Below are 15,756 nucleotides of genomic sequence, written 5' to 3' on the forward strand. Positions count from 1 at the left end.
TTGTGTTCCGTCTCGTGTTCAGTTCTGTGCCGCGCGGCTTTCCCGGTTCGCCCGGATCAGCCAGGCCACCGACAGGGCAATGAGGATCAGCAGGAAGGATCCCACGACCGACATCACGCCCAGCGTCGGCACAAGCGGCGAGTAGCCCGACACCATCTTGGCATAAAGCCATTCAGGCAGGGTACTGTCGGCGCCGGTGGTAAAAAGCGACAGCGGGAAATTGCCCCAACTCAGCAGGAAGGCAAAAAGCCCCGCCGACACCAGCCCGGGCGCCAGCAACGGCAGGGTGATCTCGCGCAGGATGGTCCAGGTCCCCGCCCCCATGTCACGCGCGGCCTCTTCGAGGGCCGGATCGAAACTATAGGCGCGGATGGCCACGATCAGCGTGGCAATCGGCGCGATCCAGACCAGATGCGCCACCACGGCGGTTTTCCAGCTAGGGATAATGCCAAGCGAGTTGAACCACATCAGAAGCGCCAACCCCAGCACCGTCTGCGGAAAGAAGATCGGCAACAGGATCAGTTTCTGGAACGTGGTCCGATACCGCCACTGATAGCGCGCAAAGGCCAGCGCGCCGAAAAACGCGATCACGACCGAGATGATGGTGACAAGCACGGCCACCGACAGCGACGTGGTCAGAAGCTCACGCACCGTCGAGCTTTCCAGCGCCTCGCCATACCATTTGGTCGAATACCGCTTGATCGGAAAACTCAAGTACCGCGCGCGCGACACCGAGGCGAAAGCAACCGATACCAATGGCAGGTAAAGAAAGAAGATGACCAGGATGCCATAGACATAAAGGGCGATACGGGTCGAACGCGAGGTGGGCATCAGCGCTTCCTCCCCATGATCGCGTCAAGATCGACCTTGCTCACACCAAACAGCGCAAGCCCCCCGATAATGACGATCAGGATCATCGACAGGGCCGACCCCAGCGGCCAGTTCTGCCCGAAGGTAAAGGCCGTTTCGATGTCATCGGCAATCGCGATCACCGCCTGCCCGCCAAGGATCTTGGATTCCGCCAGCGCCCCGGCGGCCAGCACGAAGCTCAGCAACGATCCCACGACAATCCCCGGCGCGGCCAGCGGCACCTCGATCTGCCAGAGCACCTGCCAGCGCGTTGCGCCCAGATCATAGGCCGCCTGCCGCGTGTCGTCGGGCACCATCGCGATGCCCTGCGCCAACGGGAACAGCATGAAGGGCAGATACACATAGACCAGCCCGAAAATGATGATCCCGACGCCATATAGCGGGCTGTCAAATCCGACGCCTGTCCAGGCGCGGAAATGGCCCTCGATCAGCCCGCCCTTCATCAGGGTCAGCACCCAGCCGAACAGGCGAATGTTCTCAGAGACAAAAAGGCTCATCACCACGGCGATGGTCAGCACCAGCGTGAACCGGCCAAAGACCTTGGCCATGCCATAGGCCAGGGGCCAGCTGATCAGCAGCAAGATGGCGGTGGAGGCCAGCGCCATCCCCAGCGACCACAGAAGCGACTTGTAATAGCCCTGCTTGAAAAACACCGAATAGGCCGAGAAATCCGGCATATTGGCCAGCGAAAACACCTTGGCCGGCATGATCGAGAACAGCGCCACCACCGCCATCGGCGCCAGAAACGAGGCGATCAGCACCACCGCCAGCGGCAGCGAGGAAAGAAAGCCGAGCTTGCGGTCCAGCGTGTTCATGCCGCATCCCCGATGAAATGGGTGACATCCGCGTTGAAACCGACGGCGACCGTATCGCCTTCATGCGCGTTCAGCCGGTCTTCGCGCAGCTTTTCAACCGTGACCATCCCCGAGGGGGTCTCAAGCTCGTACTGAATGCGCGATCCCAGCGCATATTCGCCATGCAGCTTGCCCGACAGGGTGAAGTCATAGTTTTCACCGGGGGCGGCAAAGCGCACATATTCAGGCCGGACCATCAACAGGCCATGTTGCCCCTGCGCCAGCGCATCCAGCCGGGTCCCCTCCCGGATCGTCAGGATATCGCTCGACAGCGCCCCAGACCCATCCGCGCTGAGTTCAAACAGGTTCACCTCGCCCATGAATTCAGCCACGAAGCGGCTGACAGGACGGCCATAGATTTCGTCCGCCACCGCGATCTGCTCGAACCGGCCATCCTTCATGATGGCGATCCGGTCCGACATCACCATCGCCTCTTCCAGCGAATGGGTGATGTAGACAAAGGTCTTGCCGGTGCGGGCGTGCAGGTCCTTCAGCTCCTTCTCCAGCGTCTTGCGCAGGCGGTAATCGAGCGCGGAAAGCGGCTCGTCGAAGAACAGGATTTCAGGATCAAACGCCAGCGCGCGGGCCAGCGCCACGCGCTGCCGCTCCCCGCCGGAACATTGCGAGATGCGTTTGTCATAATAGTCCCTCGGCAGGCGCAGCAGGTCCAGCAACTCCAGCGCCCGGGTCCGCCGCGCCGAGGGGTCTTCCTTGCGCAGCTTCAGGGGAAATTCGATATTCTGCCCAACCGACATATGCGGAAACAGGGCCAGCGACTGAAACACCATGCAGGTGGGCCGCAGGTTGGCCGGGGTCTGGTCGATCCGGTCGCCATTCAGAAGAATCTGGCCCGACGTGACGTCGTCCATGCCCACAAGCAGACGGATCAGCGTGGATTTGCCGCTGCCCGACGGCCCCACGATGGTAAAAAACTCGCCTTCGTTGATCTCCAGATCAATATTGTCCAGAGCGGTGAAATCGCCGAATTTCTTGACGATCGACTGAAGGCGCAAAAGGGCCTGTCCTGACATTCCCATCCCCAATGGCTTGAAGGTCTTTGTGGGACAGCCCCGGGCGCATTACCGCCCGGGGCCATCGGTCTTACGAACGACGCGCTTGCGTATAGATGTCGATCAGCGTGTCGTAGGAGGCGACCACCTGATAATCGAGCGAGCGGGCCATTTCCTCGGCCAGGCTGTCCATCTGGATGGCATCAAGCTCTTCAGAGTCGAACTTGCTCATCACGGCATCAGTGCCCATCTGCGTCACCGGGTTATAGGTGCCTTCGGTAAAGGCCACCGCCTTGGAAATTTCCGGATCCTGCACGAATTCCAGGAAATCCTCGGCCAGGCTGCTGGGATCGGGGTTGTTCACGACCGATGTCAGCTCGACCCAGACAACACCGCCCTTGCCGTCAACCGGCCCGGAATTGGGCGTGATGCCGCGCACATTCGTCGCCCCATCATAGCGTGCGGGCGACGCGGTGTAGGTGCCGCCGGTGAAATAGGCGTCGATCTCGCCATTGATCAGCGCGGTGTTCATCGCCACCAGATCGTCCGTCAGCAGTTTCGCCCCGCCAAAGATCGCGTTTGCGGTTTCGGTGAACTTGCCAATGTCGTCGCCCTCAACCGGCGCGAACGGGTTCAGCCCGGCGGTCAGGCACATGTGAATGACGTTCCAGTTGTCATAGGTCAGCACGCCAAACCGGTCCTTCATCGCCGGATCAAGGAACAGGTTCCAGCCCTGATCCTCGGCCATCTCGCGGCTGATCACGTCGGTGTTCACCACAAAGCTGAAGGGCCCATAGCGCTGCGGCATCCCGATCAGCTCGCCATCATCCGCAAAGGACAGCGGGTAATTCGCGAACTCCGGCAGCATCTTGTCGAAATAGGGCATGAACCGCTCTTTGTTCAGCGGCTTGATCAGCCCCTCGGGATACAGCTGATCGCGCGCCCAGGGCTGGTTCACGTTGATCAGATCCCAAACCGAGGTCTCGCCCGCGCGCAGCTTGTTGATCATGTCGGGATCGGACGTGCCGCTTTCGGCGCGCACGGTCGCGTCGGGATTGGCGCTCCGGAAGGGGCCAAGCACCTCGTCCGAGTTATAGCCTTCCCAGCACAGGATGTTCATCCGGTCCGCCCGCATCGCAAAGGCGGGGCTCAGCGGTCCTGCGGCAGCCAGACCCGCGAGCGCTGCGGTGCGGCCGACAAATTGCCGTCTGTTCAGTCTTGAAGTCATTTTCTTTCTCCTGTCGGTTTCGCGGGGGATGGACCCCCTTGGTTATTGCGCCCTGTTCAGGCAGAGCGGCCTTTGATTTTGCTCAAGGTTTCGGTGATCCTGTCCCTCGCGATTTCCATGTCCTTCACCGTCCCGGACATGAAAATCCGCCCCGACGCGCCCATCATCTGCACATCGTTGATCGTCGCGTTGGGGGCGGCTTTCTCCGCCTCGTTCGCCGCGACGCAGGCAAAGAGCGCGGGGGTCATCTCATAGATGAGCAACGCGACACCGGGCACCAGGATCGACCCGTCGCGCGACCGGTTCAGAATGATCGCATGCTGATCCGAGAGGTCCTCGATAATGTCGTGAAACAGGATCTTCGGGGCAAGCTGGTCGCTGGGTTTCGCCTTGATCCCCTTCAGGATCGCCTGCCCCGCCGCATCCAGATCGGCCATGTCGTCGGCATGCAGCTCCAGCAGGCCAAACTGGCGCTCTGTAAACAGGATGCCCGGCTCCATGTCCGGCGCCACCTTGAGCGCCAGATCGGTGATCCGGTGGATCGAGAGCGCCGGCGCCACCTCGATGATCAGCGAATTCTGGCCCCGGAACGGCGGATAGGCCCGCGCACGGGTGGGCGAGGACAGCCAGGCCGCGAATTGCGGCTGCAGATCCTCGATCGGCAGATAGACCCTCAGTTCCGTCATGTCCGGTGCAACCCCCACCTGCTTGCGGACCGCATCACTTTACAGCAGCCGCCGAAAAATGCTTGCCCAAATCGGCATGCGGGCGCGGAATAACGTGCACGGCCGTCACTTCGCCTATTTGTGAGGCAGCTTCCGCCCCCGCTTCGGTCGCGGCCTTGACCGCGCCCACATCGCCTTTGACGATGACCGAGACCAGCCCGCCGCCAACTTCGTTGCGCGCGACGATCTCGACATTGGCCGCCTTCACCATCGCGTCCGCGGCGGAAAGGGCAGGCACATAACCCTTGGTTTCGATCATTCCGATTGCTTGGTTAGCCATGAGTTTTATCCTTCATGAGTTATTTTCGGGATTTCGTTGGTGTTTCTTCATCGATGGAACCGATGATCAGTGCGTCGATGGGTGCGGTCTTGCCTGTAAAATAGGCAGCCGCGACCGACCCTTGGGTGATCAGAACCGCCTCGCCGGTATTGCAGCCCAACGGATCGTAGGCCACGAGATGCCCACCGCCATCGGTTTCCACCTCGAGCAACGCACCGCCAGGCACCGAATCCACCCGGCGCGAGGACCAGATCTTGCCGATGACTCGACCCTTAATCATGTCTCACTCCTTTCGATCCGTATGCCCCTGCGCCGCGCTTCGTCGCGCGCCAGAGGGGTCAGCCGGGATGTTTTGCCCAATCTGAGCGTCCGCGTACCGCCGGTCAGCGCGGCGATGTCGCGCTCGGTCACGAGCGGTTTGTCCAGAACGTCCGGCGCCTGCCGCGCGGGGGCCGTCACGATCGGGCCGCCCACCGGCCTGTAGGCCTCCAACTCGAAGCTGATCTCGCCGCGCGCCACCCGCGCCGCAAAACCGGGATCCGACGCACGGGCAACCAGATCCTGGGCAAATCGCGTCAGATCCGCGCCCGACGTGATGCGCACCCGCTCGCAGCTTGGCACATTCGCGGCTGGATTTTCCCGGCTGAGCGCAGCGATTTCCTCGCGCAGGATTGCGCGTATTTCGTCCCGTAGGCCCGACATTACACAGCCCCTGCATCACGAAGCGCGCTTTCAGCCGCGTTTCTGGCATTGCGCACATCGGCCTCGGTCCCGGCCAGATAAAGCCGTCCGTTGGCGCCGATCATGCGCATGTCGATCAGTTTCACATCCGCCTCTTTTTCCGCCTCGTTGCAGGCCAGAATGGCATAGGCGGCGGACTGGCATTCCAGCAGATAGATGCTGTCGCCGCCCAGAACCATCGAACCGAGCTTGTTTCGGTTCATCAGGAACGCGTGCTGGTCATCCACATTGGTCACAAGCTTGGAGGCAAGGATCTTTGGCGGCGCGACATCGTCCATTGTCTTGCCCAGGGCTTCGAGAATGGCCTGAGCACCGGAATGCACCTCCGCCGTCGAATGGGAATGAAACTGAAGCGTTCCGAACTGGCGCTCCACCACCAGAAGACCGGCGCGCACATCGGCGCTCTTGAGCACGATATCGGTCAGCGCCTCCACATCGAGGCCCGGTGCGATCTCGACGATCTGCGCGGCCATGCGCAGGCGCGGCAACGTTCCCCGCATCCAGGTCGCGATATAGGCCAGGGTCTGCGGCTGAAGCTGGTCGATAAAGATCGACGCCCGAAGATCCGTCATCAGACTTCTCCTTTCAGGCTGCGCAGCTCTTCCAGGATCAGACGCCGCAATTCATCGCGGGTGACATCGCCGGTGCCGCCTGTTTGCGGCGGCGGCGCCTGGACCTGCGTGGGCGTAGAGGGACGGTCCGACGACACCCGACTCAGGTCGACCCCGGCAAGATCGGCGGGCGCCTCCTTGGCATAGGCAATGCGCGTCCAGTGCACGAGGTGCTGCGGCCCCACATTTTCGCCAATCGACGACCGGCCCGCAAAGCCGGTGCCGATAGTGAAGGTCGGCGGCAGATGGGTCTCGAACCCCGCCGCGCCTTGCGAACAGGGCGCATTGACCACCACACGATACACCGGCATGTCCTGCGAGAACTCCACCAGGCGCGTACTGTCCTCGCCATGAAACGCTGCGGAATGGCCCGCGCCCCGGCGGGTCGTGTGCTTGGCGAAGGTCACCGCCTGTTCGAAATCCACCGCCGCCGTCAGGGTCAGCACCGGACAGAGTTTTTCACGGAACAGCAAATCGTCCTGTCCCGGCGTCGCAACGACGGGGACAAGCACCTTGGTGGAGGGGCTGACGCGAATGCCCGCCCGCTCGGCGATCCACTGCGCGCTCTTGCCGATCGCCTCCAGGGTAAAGCCATCGCCGCCAAACAGGTATTCGCGCAGCCGGTCGGTATCGGCCTCGTTGCACACATGCGCCCCGGCCGAGCGCAGCGCGCGCTCCATGTTGCCCCGGTTCGACTCCAGCGTGACGACGACGCTTTCATTGGTGCACAGCACCGAATTGTCAAAGCTCTTGCTCTCCACCAGGCATTTGGCCGCCGCATCCACCCGGGCCGACGGATCGACATAGGCCACCGCGTTGCCGGGCCCGACACCCAATGCCGGGTTGCCCGAGGAATAGGCCGCCCGCACCATCGCGGTGCCGCCGGTTGCGATGATCACATTGATCCGGTCCGACGACATGATGTCCTGCACCAGCGGGATCGACGGTTCCTCAACGCATTGGATCAGCCCCGAGGGCGCGCCCGCCGCCTCGGCCGCCGCCGCCAGATGTTGCGCCGCCTGCGCCGACACCTTCTTGGCCGCCGGATGCGGGCTGATCACGATGGCATTGCGGCTCAGCACCGCCAGCATGGCCTTGTAATATACGGTCGCCACCGGGTTGGTCGCCGGGGCCAGCGCGAACACCACACCGGCGGGCTTGGGCAGCTCGATGATCTTGCGCGCCGCGTCGATGCGCGGCGTCACCAGGTCCATATCGCGGTAGTAATCCAGCAGCTCATGGGTGCAGAGCCGGTTTTTCAGCGCCTTGTGCTCAACCACGCCATAGCCGGTTTCACTCACCGCCAGATCGGCGAACTCGCCCGCCCGGTCATACCCGGCCTTCGCCACCGCCTCGGCAATGGCCAGCACCGCCTCGCGGCTGAAACTCTTGTAATACCGCGCGGCCCAGGCGGCACGGCCCACCTTCATCCGGGCGCTCGACAGGGCCCGGTCGGGCACCGCAAGGCGCGGCGCGTCAAATGTCATATGTTCGCTCATGCTGCCCGCCGCCCCGATTTGAGAAGTTGACGGGCGCGCGGCATGGCGGCGTCAAACCGGTCCATGATCTCCTGGCAGGTATCCACATCCAGAACCACGCCCGGCTTGAATTGCAGCACCCGCTTGTCGAGCGACGAGAAGATCGCCCAGACGCCGTTTTCATACAGCGCCCGCGATACCGCCACGGCCCCTTCGGGATGGTCGAACTCCAGCCCCAGCACCACGCCCCGCTGGCGCACGCCGACGAAAATGTCGGAATGCCGGGCCATCATCTCCTGCATGCTCCGGGCGAAATACTCGGCCACGAAATGCACGTTCGAAATCACCTCGGGCCGTTGCAGCATCTCCATCACGTGATGGCCCACCAGACAGCCCAGCTCGGCCCCGCCCGAGGTCGAGATATGCGCCGCCCCGTCCTCGACCAGCCATTGACCGCATTCTTCCGTCACCAGGCAGGCGCTGATCGGATAGATACCGCCGCCCAGCCCCTTGCCGCACACAAAGATATCCGGCTGCAGCCCATAGCCCTGCCAGCCCCACATCACCCCGGTGCGCATCAGCCCGGTCTGCACCTCGTCCGAGATGAACTTGGCCCCGTATTTGTGGCACAGATCCTGACAGGTCTTCAGATACCCCTCCTCCGGCATGGGAAAACCATAGGTGGCCGGGATCGTCTCGATGATAAAGGCCGCAACGTCGCCGCCCTTCAGCACCTGCTCCAGCGCATCTGCGTCATTGAACGGCACCTGCACGAACTCATCCGGCTTGTCGGCCAGGAAGATCTTGGAAAACCGCTCGTCCCCGGTGGCGACCGACAGGCCCGAATGGCCGTGATAACCCTTGATGATCGACACGATCTTCTTGCGCTTGGTGGCATAACGCGCGGTCTTCAGCGCAATCTCCACCGCCTCCGCTCCGCCAGCGCCGAAAATGGCGTATTTCGTGTGCGGCGCGGTTTTGACCAGCTGCTCGGCAAAGGCCGCGCGGGCCACGGACGGGAACCAGTGATTGCCCATGTCAAAATAATCGAGGCCGGATTTCAGCACGTCGACAAGCTCGGGATGACGGTGGCCGAAATTGTAGGTGCCGCCGTTCAGATGCAGATCGATCAGCCGCTTGCCGGACATGTCATAGAGGAAATACCCCTCGCGCCGGTCAATCACCATCGGCGTACCGGCCTCGGTCCAGAAACTGACCTTGCCGGGGTTCCAGTATTCCGCCGCCTTCTGCATCAGCGACTCTTTCGAGTCGAAGGAAAAGTAACCGTAGTTGAACACGTGATTCCCCTTTGAAGCTGTTTAAATGCTACTCCATAATTTTTGCCTTACAACATTTTTTGTGGGACTTCGGGCAATTTTTTGTCGGAACTTCCGCTAAAATGGGTATACTTCCCAAAAAAGAGGCAACTCGAAAACGAAAATGTCTAAGAAAACTCAACGCCATGACCGGATATTGAGTGTGCTCGACGTCAATCCGTCGATTCGCGTGAATGAACTGGCAGACGAGTTGGGCGTCTCAACCGAAACCGTGCGGCGGGATCTGTCCGAACTGGACGAGACCGGCCGCATCAAACGCACCTATGGCGGTGCCGTCCTGACGAAAACATTCGAGCCTGCGCTTGCCGAACGCCTCAAGCTGCATATCGCGGCGCGCGAGGCCATCGCGAAACTGGCGGTAGAGCGTATCGGCGACGCCAACAGCCTGTTCGTCGGCGGCGGCGCGACGCTTCTGCATTTCGCCCGCGCCCTGCGCCAGATCGACCGCAAGATCACCGTTCTGACCCCGTCTTTCTCGATCGCGACCGAGCTGTCCACCAATCCGCTGATCGAGGTGATGACACTCCCCGGTATCGTGGAGCCCGCCGAAGGCATGGTCTTTGGCGGCGAAACACTCAAATTCATCGCGAAGTTCCGCACCCCCGTGACCGTGGTCGGGGCCTCGGGCGTGGACAGCCGCGGAGTAAGCGAGGCCCTGCTGAACGCGGCCCAGGTCTATGCGGCGATGATCGACAGCGCCGACGAAACGCTGGTACTGGCGGATAACTCCAAATTCGGCACCCGCTCACTGCAACAGATCACCACGCTCAAGCAAAACCTGTGCCTCGTGACCGAAAGGCCCCCGGACCCGCTGATCCGGCAGGCCGTCCAAACCAGCGGCGCCGAGCTGCTTTACCCGCAATCCACCAGACAACATTAGCCTGACGGGAGCTGAAACGCATGAGCCAGAGTTACGATGCAAACCGGTGGAAGCGTTTCGACGATTGGGATGCGCGGGCGCTGAGATTGGACAAGTTCGCGGTGGAAGACCCGGAAAACGGGTTTTCGGCCTTCCGCGGTGCCGCCGATCCGAAGCCGGGGCTGGGCATCAAAGGCGGCAAGGTCACGTCGATGGACGGCGTCGCCGCCAGGGATTTCGACCTGATCGACGCTTTCATCGCCACCTATCACATCGACCCCGACATCGCCGAAGAGGCGATGGCCATCCCCTCGGAACAGCTCGCCCGGATGCTGGTGGACATGAACGTGCCGCGCACCGAACTTACCCGCCTCGCCCGTGGGCTGACCCCCGCCAAGCTGGCCGAAACGGTGGCCCAGCTCAACGCGATGGAGCTGTCCTTTGCCTATTCCAAGATGCGCGCCCGGCAAAGCCCGGGCAATCAGGCCCATGTGACCAACGCCAAGGACGATCCGCTGCAACTGGCCGCCGATGCCGCCATCGCCGTGGCCCTGGGCTTTGACGAGATCGAAACCACCATGCGCGTCGCCCGCAATTCCTGGTCCAACGCGCTGGCCTGTTGCGTCGGCTCCGCCGTGGGGCGGGCCGGCACGCTCTTTCAATGTTCCTCCGAAGAGGCCGAAGAGCTCGAAATCGGCATGGCCGGCTTCACCTCCTACGCCGAAACGGTCTCGGTCTACGGCACCGAAAGCGCCTTTATCGACGGCGACGACACGCCCTGGTCCAAGGCCTGGCTCGCGGCCGCCTATGCCTCGCGCGGGATCAAGATGCGCTGCACCTCGGGTGCCGCCGCCGAATTGCTGATGGGCTTTCACGAGGCAAAATCGCTGCTCTATCTCGAAGCGCGCTGCCTCTGCCTGCAACGCGGCATGGGCTCGCAAGGCACCCAGAACGGCGGCATTGACGGCGCGCCCCTGGCCAGCTCGATGCCCGGCGGTGTGCGCGAATTGCTGGCGGAAAACCTTGTCGCGGTCTGGCTCGATCTGGAATGCGCCTCGGGCAACGATGCGCGCCATTCCGAATCCGACATGCGCGTCGCCGCCAAGGTCCTGCCCTACCTGATCGGCGGGTCCGACCTGATCTGCTCGGGCTTCGGGTCGATCCTGAAATACGACAATTCCTTCAACCCGTCCTCGTTCAACGGCGAGGAACTGGAGGAATTTCTGGTCCTGCAACGGGATTTCGAAGCCGATGGCGGCCTGACCGCGGTAGAGGACGCCCGCGCGCTGGACCTGCGCCGCCGGGCGATCGACGCGCTTTCGCATGTGCTGAAGGATCTCGGACTGGCCGAGGCAACCGAGGTCATGAAACGCTCTGTCGCCGTGGCCTCCGGCTCGAACGACACCCAAAGCTTCACCCCACGCGACGTGGCCCTGATCAGCGACAAGATCCACAGCCAGGGCATCACCGTGCTGGATGTCATCCGGTCGCTCCATCGCGGCGGGTTCCGGGACGAAGCGGAAAACCTGCTCTTTCTGGTCAAGCTGCGCGTCTCGGGCGATTATCTGCAAACCTCCGCCGTGGTGCGCGATGGCCGCGTGATCAGCGCCATCAACGACCCCAACGAATACACCGGCCCGGGCACCGGTCACCGACTGTCCGAGGAACGCCGGGCCGAGCTTGCCGCTATCCGCGAAGTGCTGGACCGCGAGGAAGTGCTGCGCGCCGAGGCCACCAGCGAAATGGGCGAGGCAAAGGCGATCCGCTATCAGACGATGGGGCCCGCCACGCCGGGCACCGATCCGCAGGAAATCGTGGTCGGCGTCAGCCCCGGCTTTGGCTCGAAAATCTTTCGCACCCTGGCCGGTCATCCGCTCAGTGCCGTCTTGCGCGCCCTCAAGGCCGGGATCGAACGTGGCGGCGGCACCATGCGGATCGTCCGGTTCTGGCACACGGCGGACACGTCCTTTCTGGGTCTCAGCGCCGCGCGGCTCTCCGGCTCGGGCCTGGGCATCGGCATCCAGTCGAAAGGCACCGCCGTCATTCACCAGAAAGACCGGCTGCCGCATAACAATCTCGAACTGTTCTCGAACGCCCCGATCACCACGCTCGACCATTACGAAGCGATGGGCTTCAACGCCACATCCTATGCGCAGGGTGTGTTGCCCGAACCCGTCGTCGTGCCGACGCGCGGCGAGGCTCTGGGCGCCCGCTTTCACCCCCGCGTTGCCCTGACCTATGCGATCGAAACCTCCATGACCGAAGATGGCGCCGCCCCCGAAAACCTGCAAATCACCTTTCTGGAAACATGACGATGTCCGACAAACCCCTGACAGCCCGCGATTATCCCGTTGCCGAAACCCGCCCGGAACAGGTGGCCGGCAGCCGAGGCAAACCGCTCTCCTCGCTCACGCTGGATGCCGTGATCGGCGGCGATGTCGACATCGAAGACCTGCGGATCACGCCGCAGGCCCTGTTACAGCAGGCACAGATCTCGCGCTCGGTGGGCCGCGCAGCCCTGGCAGAAAACTTCGAACGCGCCGCCGAAATGACGCGCCTGCCCCAGGATGAGGTCATGACGATCTATGAACTTCTGCGCCCCGGGCGGGCCGAGTCCAAAGACAGCCTGCTTGACGCAGCCAGCCGGATCCGGCGGGACCATGACGCGCAGCAACTGGCGGATTTCCTCGAAGAAGCCGCGCGGTTCTACGAACTGCGGGGGCTTTTCCGCAAAAGATACTAGAACGGCGCACCTTGCGGACACTTCGCCCGGGACAGATGGCCCATCCGCGCCGGGCGCATTGAGGCTTGCGGCATTTTAGTCAACCTCCGCCACCCATTGCCCAGAAAGCCCTTTGAAAATCCATGACAACGCGCGATAAAGGCGGCCAAATACGGCAAAAGACCGAGAAAACCATGAGCAGCAAGCCCCGGATGGAAGACAGCCTGCGTGAGCGTATCATCGCGCAACCGGATGTTATCCTTGAAGATCAAGACCTTATGCGCGCCCTGATCGCCGCGAACGAACGCGCGATGGGCGGCAATATCATCGATTTGCGTGGCATCGCCATGGACCGGCTCGAAAGCCGCCTGGACCGGCTTGAGGACACGCACCGCTCGGTCATTGCGGCCGCCTATGAAAACCTTGCCGGCACAAACCAGGTGCACCGCGCCATTCTGCGGATGCTCGACCCGGTGGAATTCGAAAGCTTCCTGAAGGATCTCGGCACGGATGTGGCCGCGATCCTGCGGGTGGACACGATCAAGCTGGTGCTGGAAACCGTACAGGATGGCGGCGACCCGGCGGTGAAGCGGCTGGGCGACGTGCTGTCGCTGGCCGAGCCCGGCTTCATCCAATCCTACCTCAGCGACGGGCGCGGCAACTCGGCCCGGCAGGTCACCCTGCGCCAGATCCACGAGGGCGACATGCGCATCTATGGCCGTGCGGCGGAATATATCCGCTCCGAGGCCTGCCTGATGCTCGATTTCGGCGAGGGCCGCCTGCCCGGCATGCTGGTCATGGGGGCCGAGGATCCGCACCAGTTCACCCCGCAGCAGGGCACCGACCTGCTGGCCTTTTTCGCGGGCGTGTTTGAACGGGCGATGCGCCGCTGGCTGTCATGATCTCGCCTGCCGCCCGCGATGCCCTGCAGGGCTGGCTCGACAGGCAGAAGGCACTCAAGGGCGCATCGGAAAACACGATCGACGCCTATGGCCGCGATGTGGCGGGGTTCCTCGCCTTCATGACCCGGCACAAGGGCGAGGCACAGGGGCTTGGCCCGCTGGCCCGGATCGGCGTCAGTGACATGCGCGCCTGGATGGCCCATACGCGCGGCCAGGATGTCGGCCCGCGCTCGCTCGCGCGCAAGCTTTCGGCGGTCAAGAGCTTCTACCGCTGGCTGTCCGAACGCGAGGGGTTCGAGCCCACCGCCGTGCTCTCCACCCGCTCTCCCAAATTCCAGCGCAAATTGCCCAGGCCCCTGGCCGAGGACGCCGCGCGCGAGATGATCGCCACGGTCGAGATGCAATCCGCGACCCCCTGGGTGGCGGCCCGCGATCAGGCGGTGGTGACATTGCTCTATGGCTGCGGGCTGCGCATCTCCGAAGCCCTCGGGCTGACCGGACGCGACATGCCCCTGGGCGAGGCGCTGCGGATCATCGGCAAGGGCGGCAAGGAGCGCGTGGTGCCGGTGATCCCTGCCGCGCAGGACGCGGTGGCGGCCTATCTGCGGCTCTGCCCCTATGAGCCCGCGCCCGACGATCCCGTGTTTCGCGGCGTGCGCGGCGGGCCGCTCAGCCCCCGCGCGGTGCAGAAAGTGGTCGAGCGCACGCGCCTGCAGCTTGGCCTGCCCGCTTCGGCCACGCCCCACGCCATGCGCCACAGCTTCGCCACGCATCTTCTGAACGCCGGCGGCGATCTTCGCGCCATTCAGGAGCTTCTCGGCCATGCGTCTCTGTCCACCACGCAAGCCTACACTGCGGTCGATACCGCGCGGCTCTGGGAGGTCTATCAACGTGCCCACCCCAAAGCGTGATTGCACATGGCTTCCGTTTCCGGCAAAAGCCCTGTCATGAGCCAGTCACTCAAAGCGTTATCCGTCCATCTGTTCACCGCCACAGGTGCTGTGTTTGCCATGCTGGCGATGCTGGCCGCGGTGGATGAGAACTGGAGCCTGATGTTCCTGTGGCTTGTGGTGGCCTTCGTGGTCGACGGGATCGACGGCCCCCTTGCGCGCCGCTACCACGTCCAGAAATACGCCCCCCGCATCGATGGCAATATCCTCGATATGATCATCGACTATCTGACCTATATCTTCATCCCGGCCTTTGCGCTGTTCAAATCCGGGCTGCTGCCGGGCTGGACGGGGTGGTTCGCCATCATCGTGATCACCTTCGCCAGCGCGCTGTATCTGGTCGATACCCGCATGAAAACGCTGGACAAATCCTTTTCCGGCTTCCCTGGCTGCTGGAACATGGTGGTGCTGGTGCTGTTCGCCATCGAGCCGAATTTCTGGATCAGTTTCACGCTTGTCGCGGTGCTGGCGGTGGCGATGTTCCTGCCGCTGAAATTCATCCATCCGGTGCGCACGAAGCGCTGGCGCGTCGTCTCGTTTCCGATGATGCTGGGCTGGATGTTCTTCGCCTTCTGGGCCGCCTGGGTCGACTTTCACCCCGAAAGCTGGGCGCATTGGGGGCTGATCATCACGACGGTCTACCTGCTCGGGGCAGGCATCGCGCAACAGATCATCCCGGAACGCCAGGACTTCTGAGGCAGAAAGAAAATTCGTACGAATTTTCTCTTCCCGCTCAGATCAGAAGTCCCGCCGCCTTTTCGTGCCGGAGCAGCCAGACCTTCGTCTCCACCCCACCCGCGCCGGAATAGCCGCCCAGCCCGTTCGCGCCAAGCACCCGGTGACAGGGGATGATGACCGGAATGGGATTGCCGCCACAGGCCCCGCCAATCGCCTGTGCCGGCACGCTCAGCTGCCGCGCCAGTTCGCCATAGGTGCGCGTTTCGCCGAACGGGATCGCCAGCATAGCCGCGCAGACCTCGCGCTGAAAATCCGAAGCCGTGACCCGCCAGGGCAAATCGAAATGCGTGAGCTCTCCGGCAAAATATGCCTTGAGCTGGGCCAGTGCTGCATCGATCTCGGGCGCGCCCGCCCCCGCGGCATGATCGCCCCAGCGCACCCCCGTGATACATCCGTCCTCGCTTGTCACCGTCAGCGGGCCGAGGGGGGTGTGAAGCGTCCCGGCAGCCAT

The 15,756-nt window shown here is 62.9% G+C and carries 18 protein-coding genes; 6 read left to right on the forward strand and 12 right to left on the reverse strand.

The window, feature by feature from the left end; genetic code table 11:
* Positions 1 to 18 precede the first annotated feature (18 nt).
* From EI983_RS13935 to EI983_RS13985, 11 genes are all read right to left on the reverse strand, one after another.
* On the reverse strand, positions 19 to 831 hold the full coding sequence (locus EI983_RS13935) for an ABC transporter permease (RefSeq protein ID WP_157707972.1): 813 nt from the start codon (positions 829 to 831) through the stop codon (positions 19 to 21).
* A complete protein-coding gene (locus EI983_RS13940; protein ID WP_157707973.1) occupies positions 831 to 1,685 on the reverse strand; it encodes an ABC transporter permease in 855 nt (284 codons plus the stop codon). Before EI983_RS13940 ends, EI983_RS13935 begins: the two co-directional genes overlap by 1 nt.
* A complete protein-coding gene (locus EI983_RS13945) occupies positions 1,682 to 2,755 on the reverse strand; it encodes an ABC transporter ATP-binding protein (protein ID WP_157707974.1) in 1,074 nt (357 codons plus the stop codon). Before EI983_RS13945 ends, EI983_RS13940 begins: the two co-directional genes overlap by 4 nt.
* 70 nt (positions 2,756 to 2,825) lie before the next feature.
* Entirely contained in the window at positions 2,826 to 3,962 is a 1,137-nt protein-coding gene (locus tag EI983_RS13950; RefSeq protein WP_157707975.1) for an ABC transporter substrate-binding protein, read from the reverse strand.
* 56 nt (positions 3,963 to 4,018) lie between these two features.
* Positions 4,019 to 4,648, reverse strand: a complete 630-nt coding sequence (locus EI983_RS13955) for a microcompartment protein (protein WP_157707976.1) — start codon at positions 4,646 to 4,648, stop codon at positions 4,019 to 4,021.
* Positions 4,649 to 4,682: 34 nt separating this feature from the next.
* Positions 4,683 to 4,967, reverse strand: coding sequence for a BMC domain-containing protein (locus EI983_RS13960; protein ID WP_157707977.1), 285 nt, complete (start codon positions 4,965 to 4,967; stop codon positions 4,683 to 4,685).
* 19 nt (positions 4,968 to 4,986) lie between these two features.
* A complete protein-coding gene (locus EI983_RS13965; protein WP_157707978.1) occupies positions 4,987 to 5,247 on the reverse strand; it encodes a EutN/CcmL family microcompartment protein in 261 nt (86 codons plus the stop codon).
* Positions 5,244 to 5,669, reverse strand: a complete 426-nt coding sequence (locus EI983_RS13970) for a hypothetical protein (protein WP_157707979.1) — start codon at positions 5,667 to 5,669, stop codon at positions 5,244 to 5,246. Before EI983_RS13970 ends, EI983_RS13965 begins: the two co-directional genes overlap by 4 nt.
* Positions 5,669 to 6,280, reverse strand: a complete 612-nt coding sequence (locus EI983_RS13975) for a BMC domain-containing protein (RefSeq protein ID WP_157707980.1) — start codon at positions 6,278 to 6,280, stop codon at positions 5,669 to 5,671. The genes EI983_RS13970 and EI983_RS13975 overlap by 1 nt, the downstream gene beginning before the upstream one ends.
* On the reverse strand, positions 6,280 to 7,818 hold the full coding sequence (locus EI983_RS13980) for an aldehyde dehydrogenase family protein (protein ID WP_198389304.1): 1,539 nt from the start codon (positions 7,816 to 7,818) through the stop codon (positions 6,280 to 6,282). The genes EI983_RS13975 and EI983_RS13980 overlap by 1 nt, the downstream gene beginning before the upstream one ends.
* Positions 7,815 to 9,095 carry a class-III pyridoxal-phosphate-dependent aminotransferase gene (locus EI983_RS13985; protein ID WP_157707982.1) on the reverse strand — a complete coding sequence of 427 codons (1,281 nt, stop codon included), beginning with the start codon at positions 9,093 to 9,095 and terminating at the stop codon, positions 7,815 to 7,817. Before EI983_RS13985 ends, EI983_RS13980 begins: the two co-directional genes overlap by 4 nt.
* A gap of 142 nt (positions 9,096 to 9,237) precedes the next feature.
* On the opposite strand from EI983_RS13985, the gene EI983_RS13990 reads away from it, so the two are divergent.
* From EI983_RS13990 to EI983_RS14015, 6 genes are all read left to right on the forward strand, one after another.
* The gene (locus tag EI983_RS13990; RefSeq protein ID WP_157707983.1) at positions 9,238 to 10,014 is read left to right on the forward strand and encodes a DeoR/GlpR family DNA-binding transcription regulator; all 777 of its coding nucleotides are present in this window, start codon (positions 9,238 to 9,240) and stop codon (positions 10,012 to 10,014) included.
* A gap of 20 nt (positions 10,015 to 10,034) precedes the next feature.
* The gene (locus EI983_RS13995; protein WP_157707984.1) at positions 10,035 to 12,305 is read left to right on the forward strand and encodes a propanediol/glycerol family dehydratase large subunit; all 2,271 of its coding nucleotides are present in this window, start codon (positions 10,035 to 10,037) and stop codon (positions 12,303 to 12,305) included.
* 2 nt (positions 12,306 to 12,307) lie between these two features.
* Complete coding sequence (locus EI983_RS14000) at positions 12,308 to 12,736, forward strand: diol dehydratase small subunit (protein ID WP_157707985.1); 429 nt, start codon at positions 12,308 to 12,310, stop codon at positions 12,734 to 12,736.
* A 173-nt stretch (positions 12,737 to 12,909) separates the two neighbouring features.
* A complete protein-coding gene (locus EI983_RS14005; RefSeq protein WP_157707986.1) occupies positions 12,910 to 13,617 on the forward strand; it encodes a DUF484 family protein in 708 nt (235 codons plus the stop codon).
* On the forward strand, positions 13,614 to 14,528 hold the full coding sequence (locus EI983_RS14010) for a tyrosine recombinase XerC (protein ID WP_157707987.1): 915 nt from the start codon (positions 13,614 to 13,616) through the stop codon (positions 14,526 to 14,528). The genes EI983_RS14005 and EI983_RS14010 overlap by 4 nt, the downstream gene beginning before the upstream one ends.
* A gap of 36 nt (positions 14,529 to 14,564) precedes the next feature.
* Positions 14,565 to 15,263, forward strand: a complete 699-nt coding sequence (locus tag EI983_RS14015; protein WP_157707988.1) for a CDP-alcohol phosphatidyltransferase family protein — start codon at positions 14,565 to 14,567, stop codon at positions 15,261 to 15,263.
* A gap of 37 nt (positions 15,264 to 15,300) precedes the next feature.
* Here EI983_RS14015 and EI983_RS14020 read toward each other — a convergent pair whose 3' ends face one another.
* On the reverse strand, positions 15,301 to 15,756 hold the full coding sequence (locus EI983_RS14020; RefSeq protein WP_157709103.1) for a methylated-DNA--[protein]-cysteine S-methyltransferase: 456 nt from the start codon (positions 15,754 to 15,756) through the stop codon (positions 15,301 to 15,303).

The organism is Roseovarius faecimaris (assembly GCF_009762325.1).
GTDB lineage: Bacteria > Pseudomonadota > Alphaproteobacteria > Rhodobacterales > Rhodobacteraceae > Roseovarius > Roseovarius faecimaris.

Coding starts and splice junctions, on each gene's coding strand:
- EI983_RS13965 (WP_157707978.1), bottom strand. CDS start 5,247: ATGATTAAGGGTCGAGTCATCGGCAAGATCTGGTCCTCGCGCCGGGTG.
- EI983_RS13950 (WP_157707975.1), bottom strand. CDS start 3,962: ATGACTTCAAGACTGAACAGACGGCAATTTGTCGGCCGCACCGCAGCG.
- EI983_RS13955 (WP_157707976.1), bottom strand. CDS start 4,648: ATGACGGAACTGAGGGTCTATCTGCCGATCGAGGATCTGCAGCCGCAA.
- EI983_RS14020 (WP_157709103.1), bottom strand. CDS start 15,756: ATGGCTGCCGGGACGCTTCACACCCCCCTCGGCCCGCTGACGGTGACA.
- EI983_RS13960 (WP_157707977.1), bottom strand. CDS start 4,967: ATGGCTAACCAAGCAATCGGAATGATCGAAACCAAGGGTTATGTGCCT.
- EI983_RS14015 (WP_157707988.1), top strand. CDS start 14,565: ATGAGCCAGTCACTCAAAGCGTTATCCGTCCATCTGTTCACCGCCACA.
- EI983_RS13935 (WP_157707972.1), bottom strand. CDS start 831: ATGCCCACCTCGCGTTCGACCCGTATCGCCCTTTATGTCTATGGCATC.
- EI983_RS13995 (WP_157707984.1), top strand. CDS start 10,035: ATGAGCCAGAGTTACGATGCAAACCGGTGGAAGCGTTTCGACGATTGG.
- EI983_RS13970 (WP_157707979.1), bottom strand. CDS start 5,669: ATGTCGGGCCTACGGGACGAAATACGCGCAATCCTGCGCGAGGAAATC.
- EI983_RS13975 (WP_157707980.1), bottom strand. CDS start 6,280: ATGACGGATCTTCGGGCGTCGATCTTTATCGACCAGCTTCAGCCGCAG.
- EI983_RS13990 (WP_157707983.1), top strand. CDS start 9,238: ATGTCTAAGAAAACTCAACGCCATGACCGGATATTGAGTGTGCTCGAC.
- EI983_RS13980 (WP_198389304.1), bottom strand. CDS start 7,818: ATGAGCGAACATATGACATTTGACGCGCCGCGCCTTGCGGTGCCCGAC.
- EI983_RS14010 (WP_157707987.1), top strand. CDS start 13,614: ATGATCTCGCCTGCCGCCCGCGATGCCCTGCAGGGCTGGCTCGACAGG.
- EI983_RS14005 (WP_157707986.1), top strand. CDS start 12,910: ATGAGCAGCAAGCCCCGGATGGAAGACAGCCTGCGTGAGCGTATCATC.
- EI983_RS14000 (WP_157707985.1), top strand. CDS start 12,308: ATGTCCGACAAACCCCTGACAGCCCGCGATTATCCCGTTGCCGAAACC.
- EI983_RS13940 (WP_157707973.1), bottom strand. CDS start 1,685: ATGAACACGCTGGACCGCAAGCTCGGCTTTCTTTCCTCGCTGCCGCTG.
- EI983_RS13945 (WP_157707974.1), bottom strand. CDS start 2,755: ATGTCAGGACAGGCCCTTTTGCGCCTTCAGTCGATCGTCAAGAAATTC.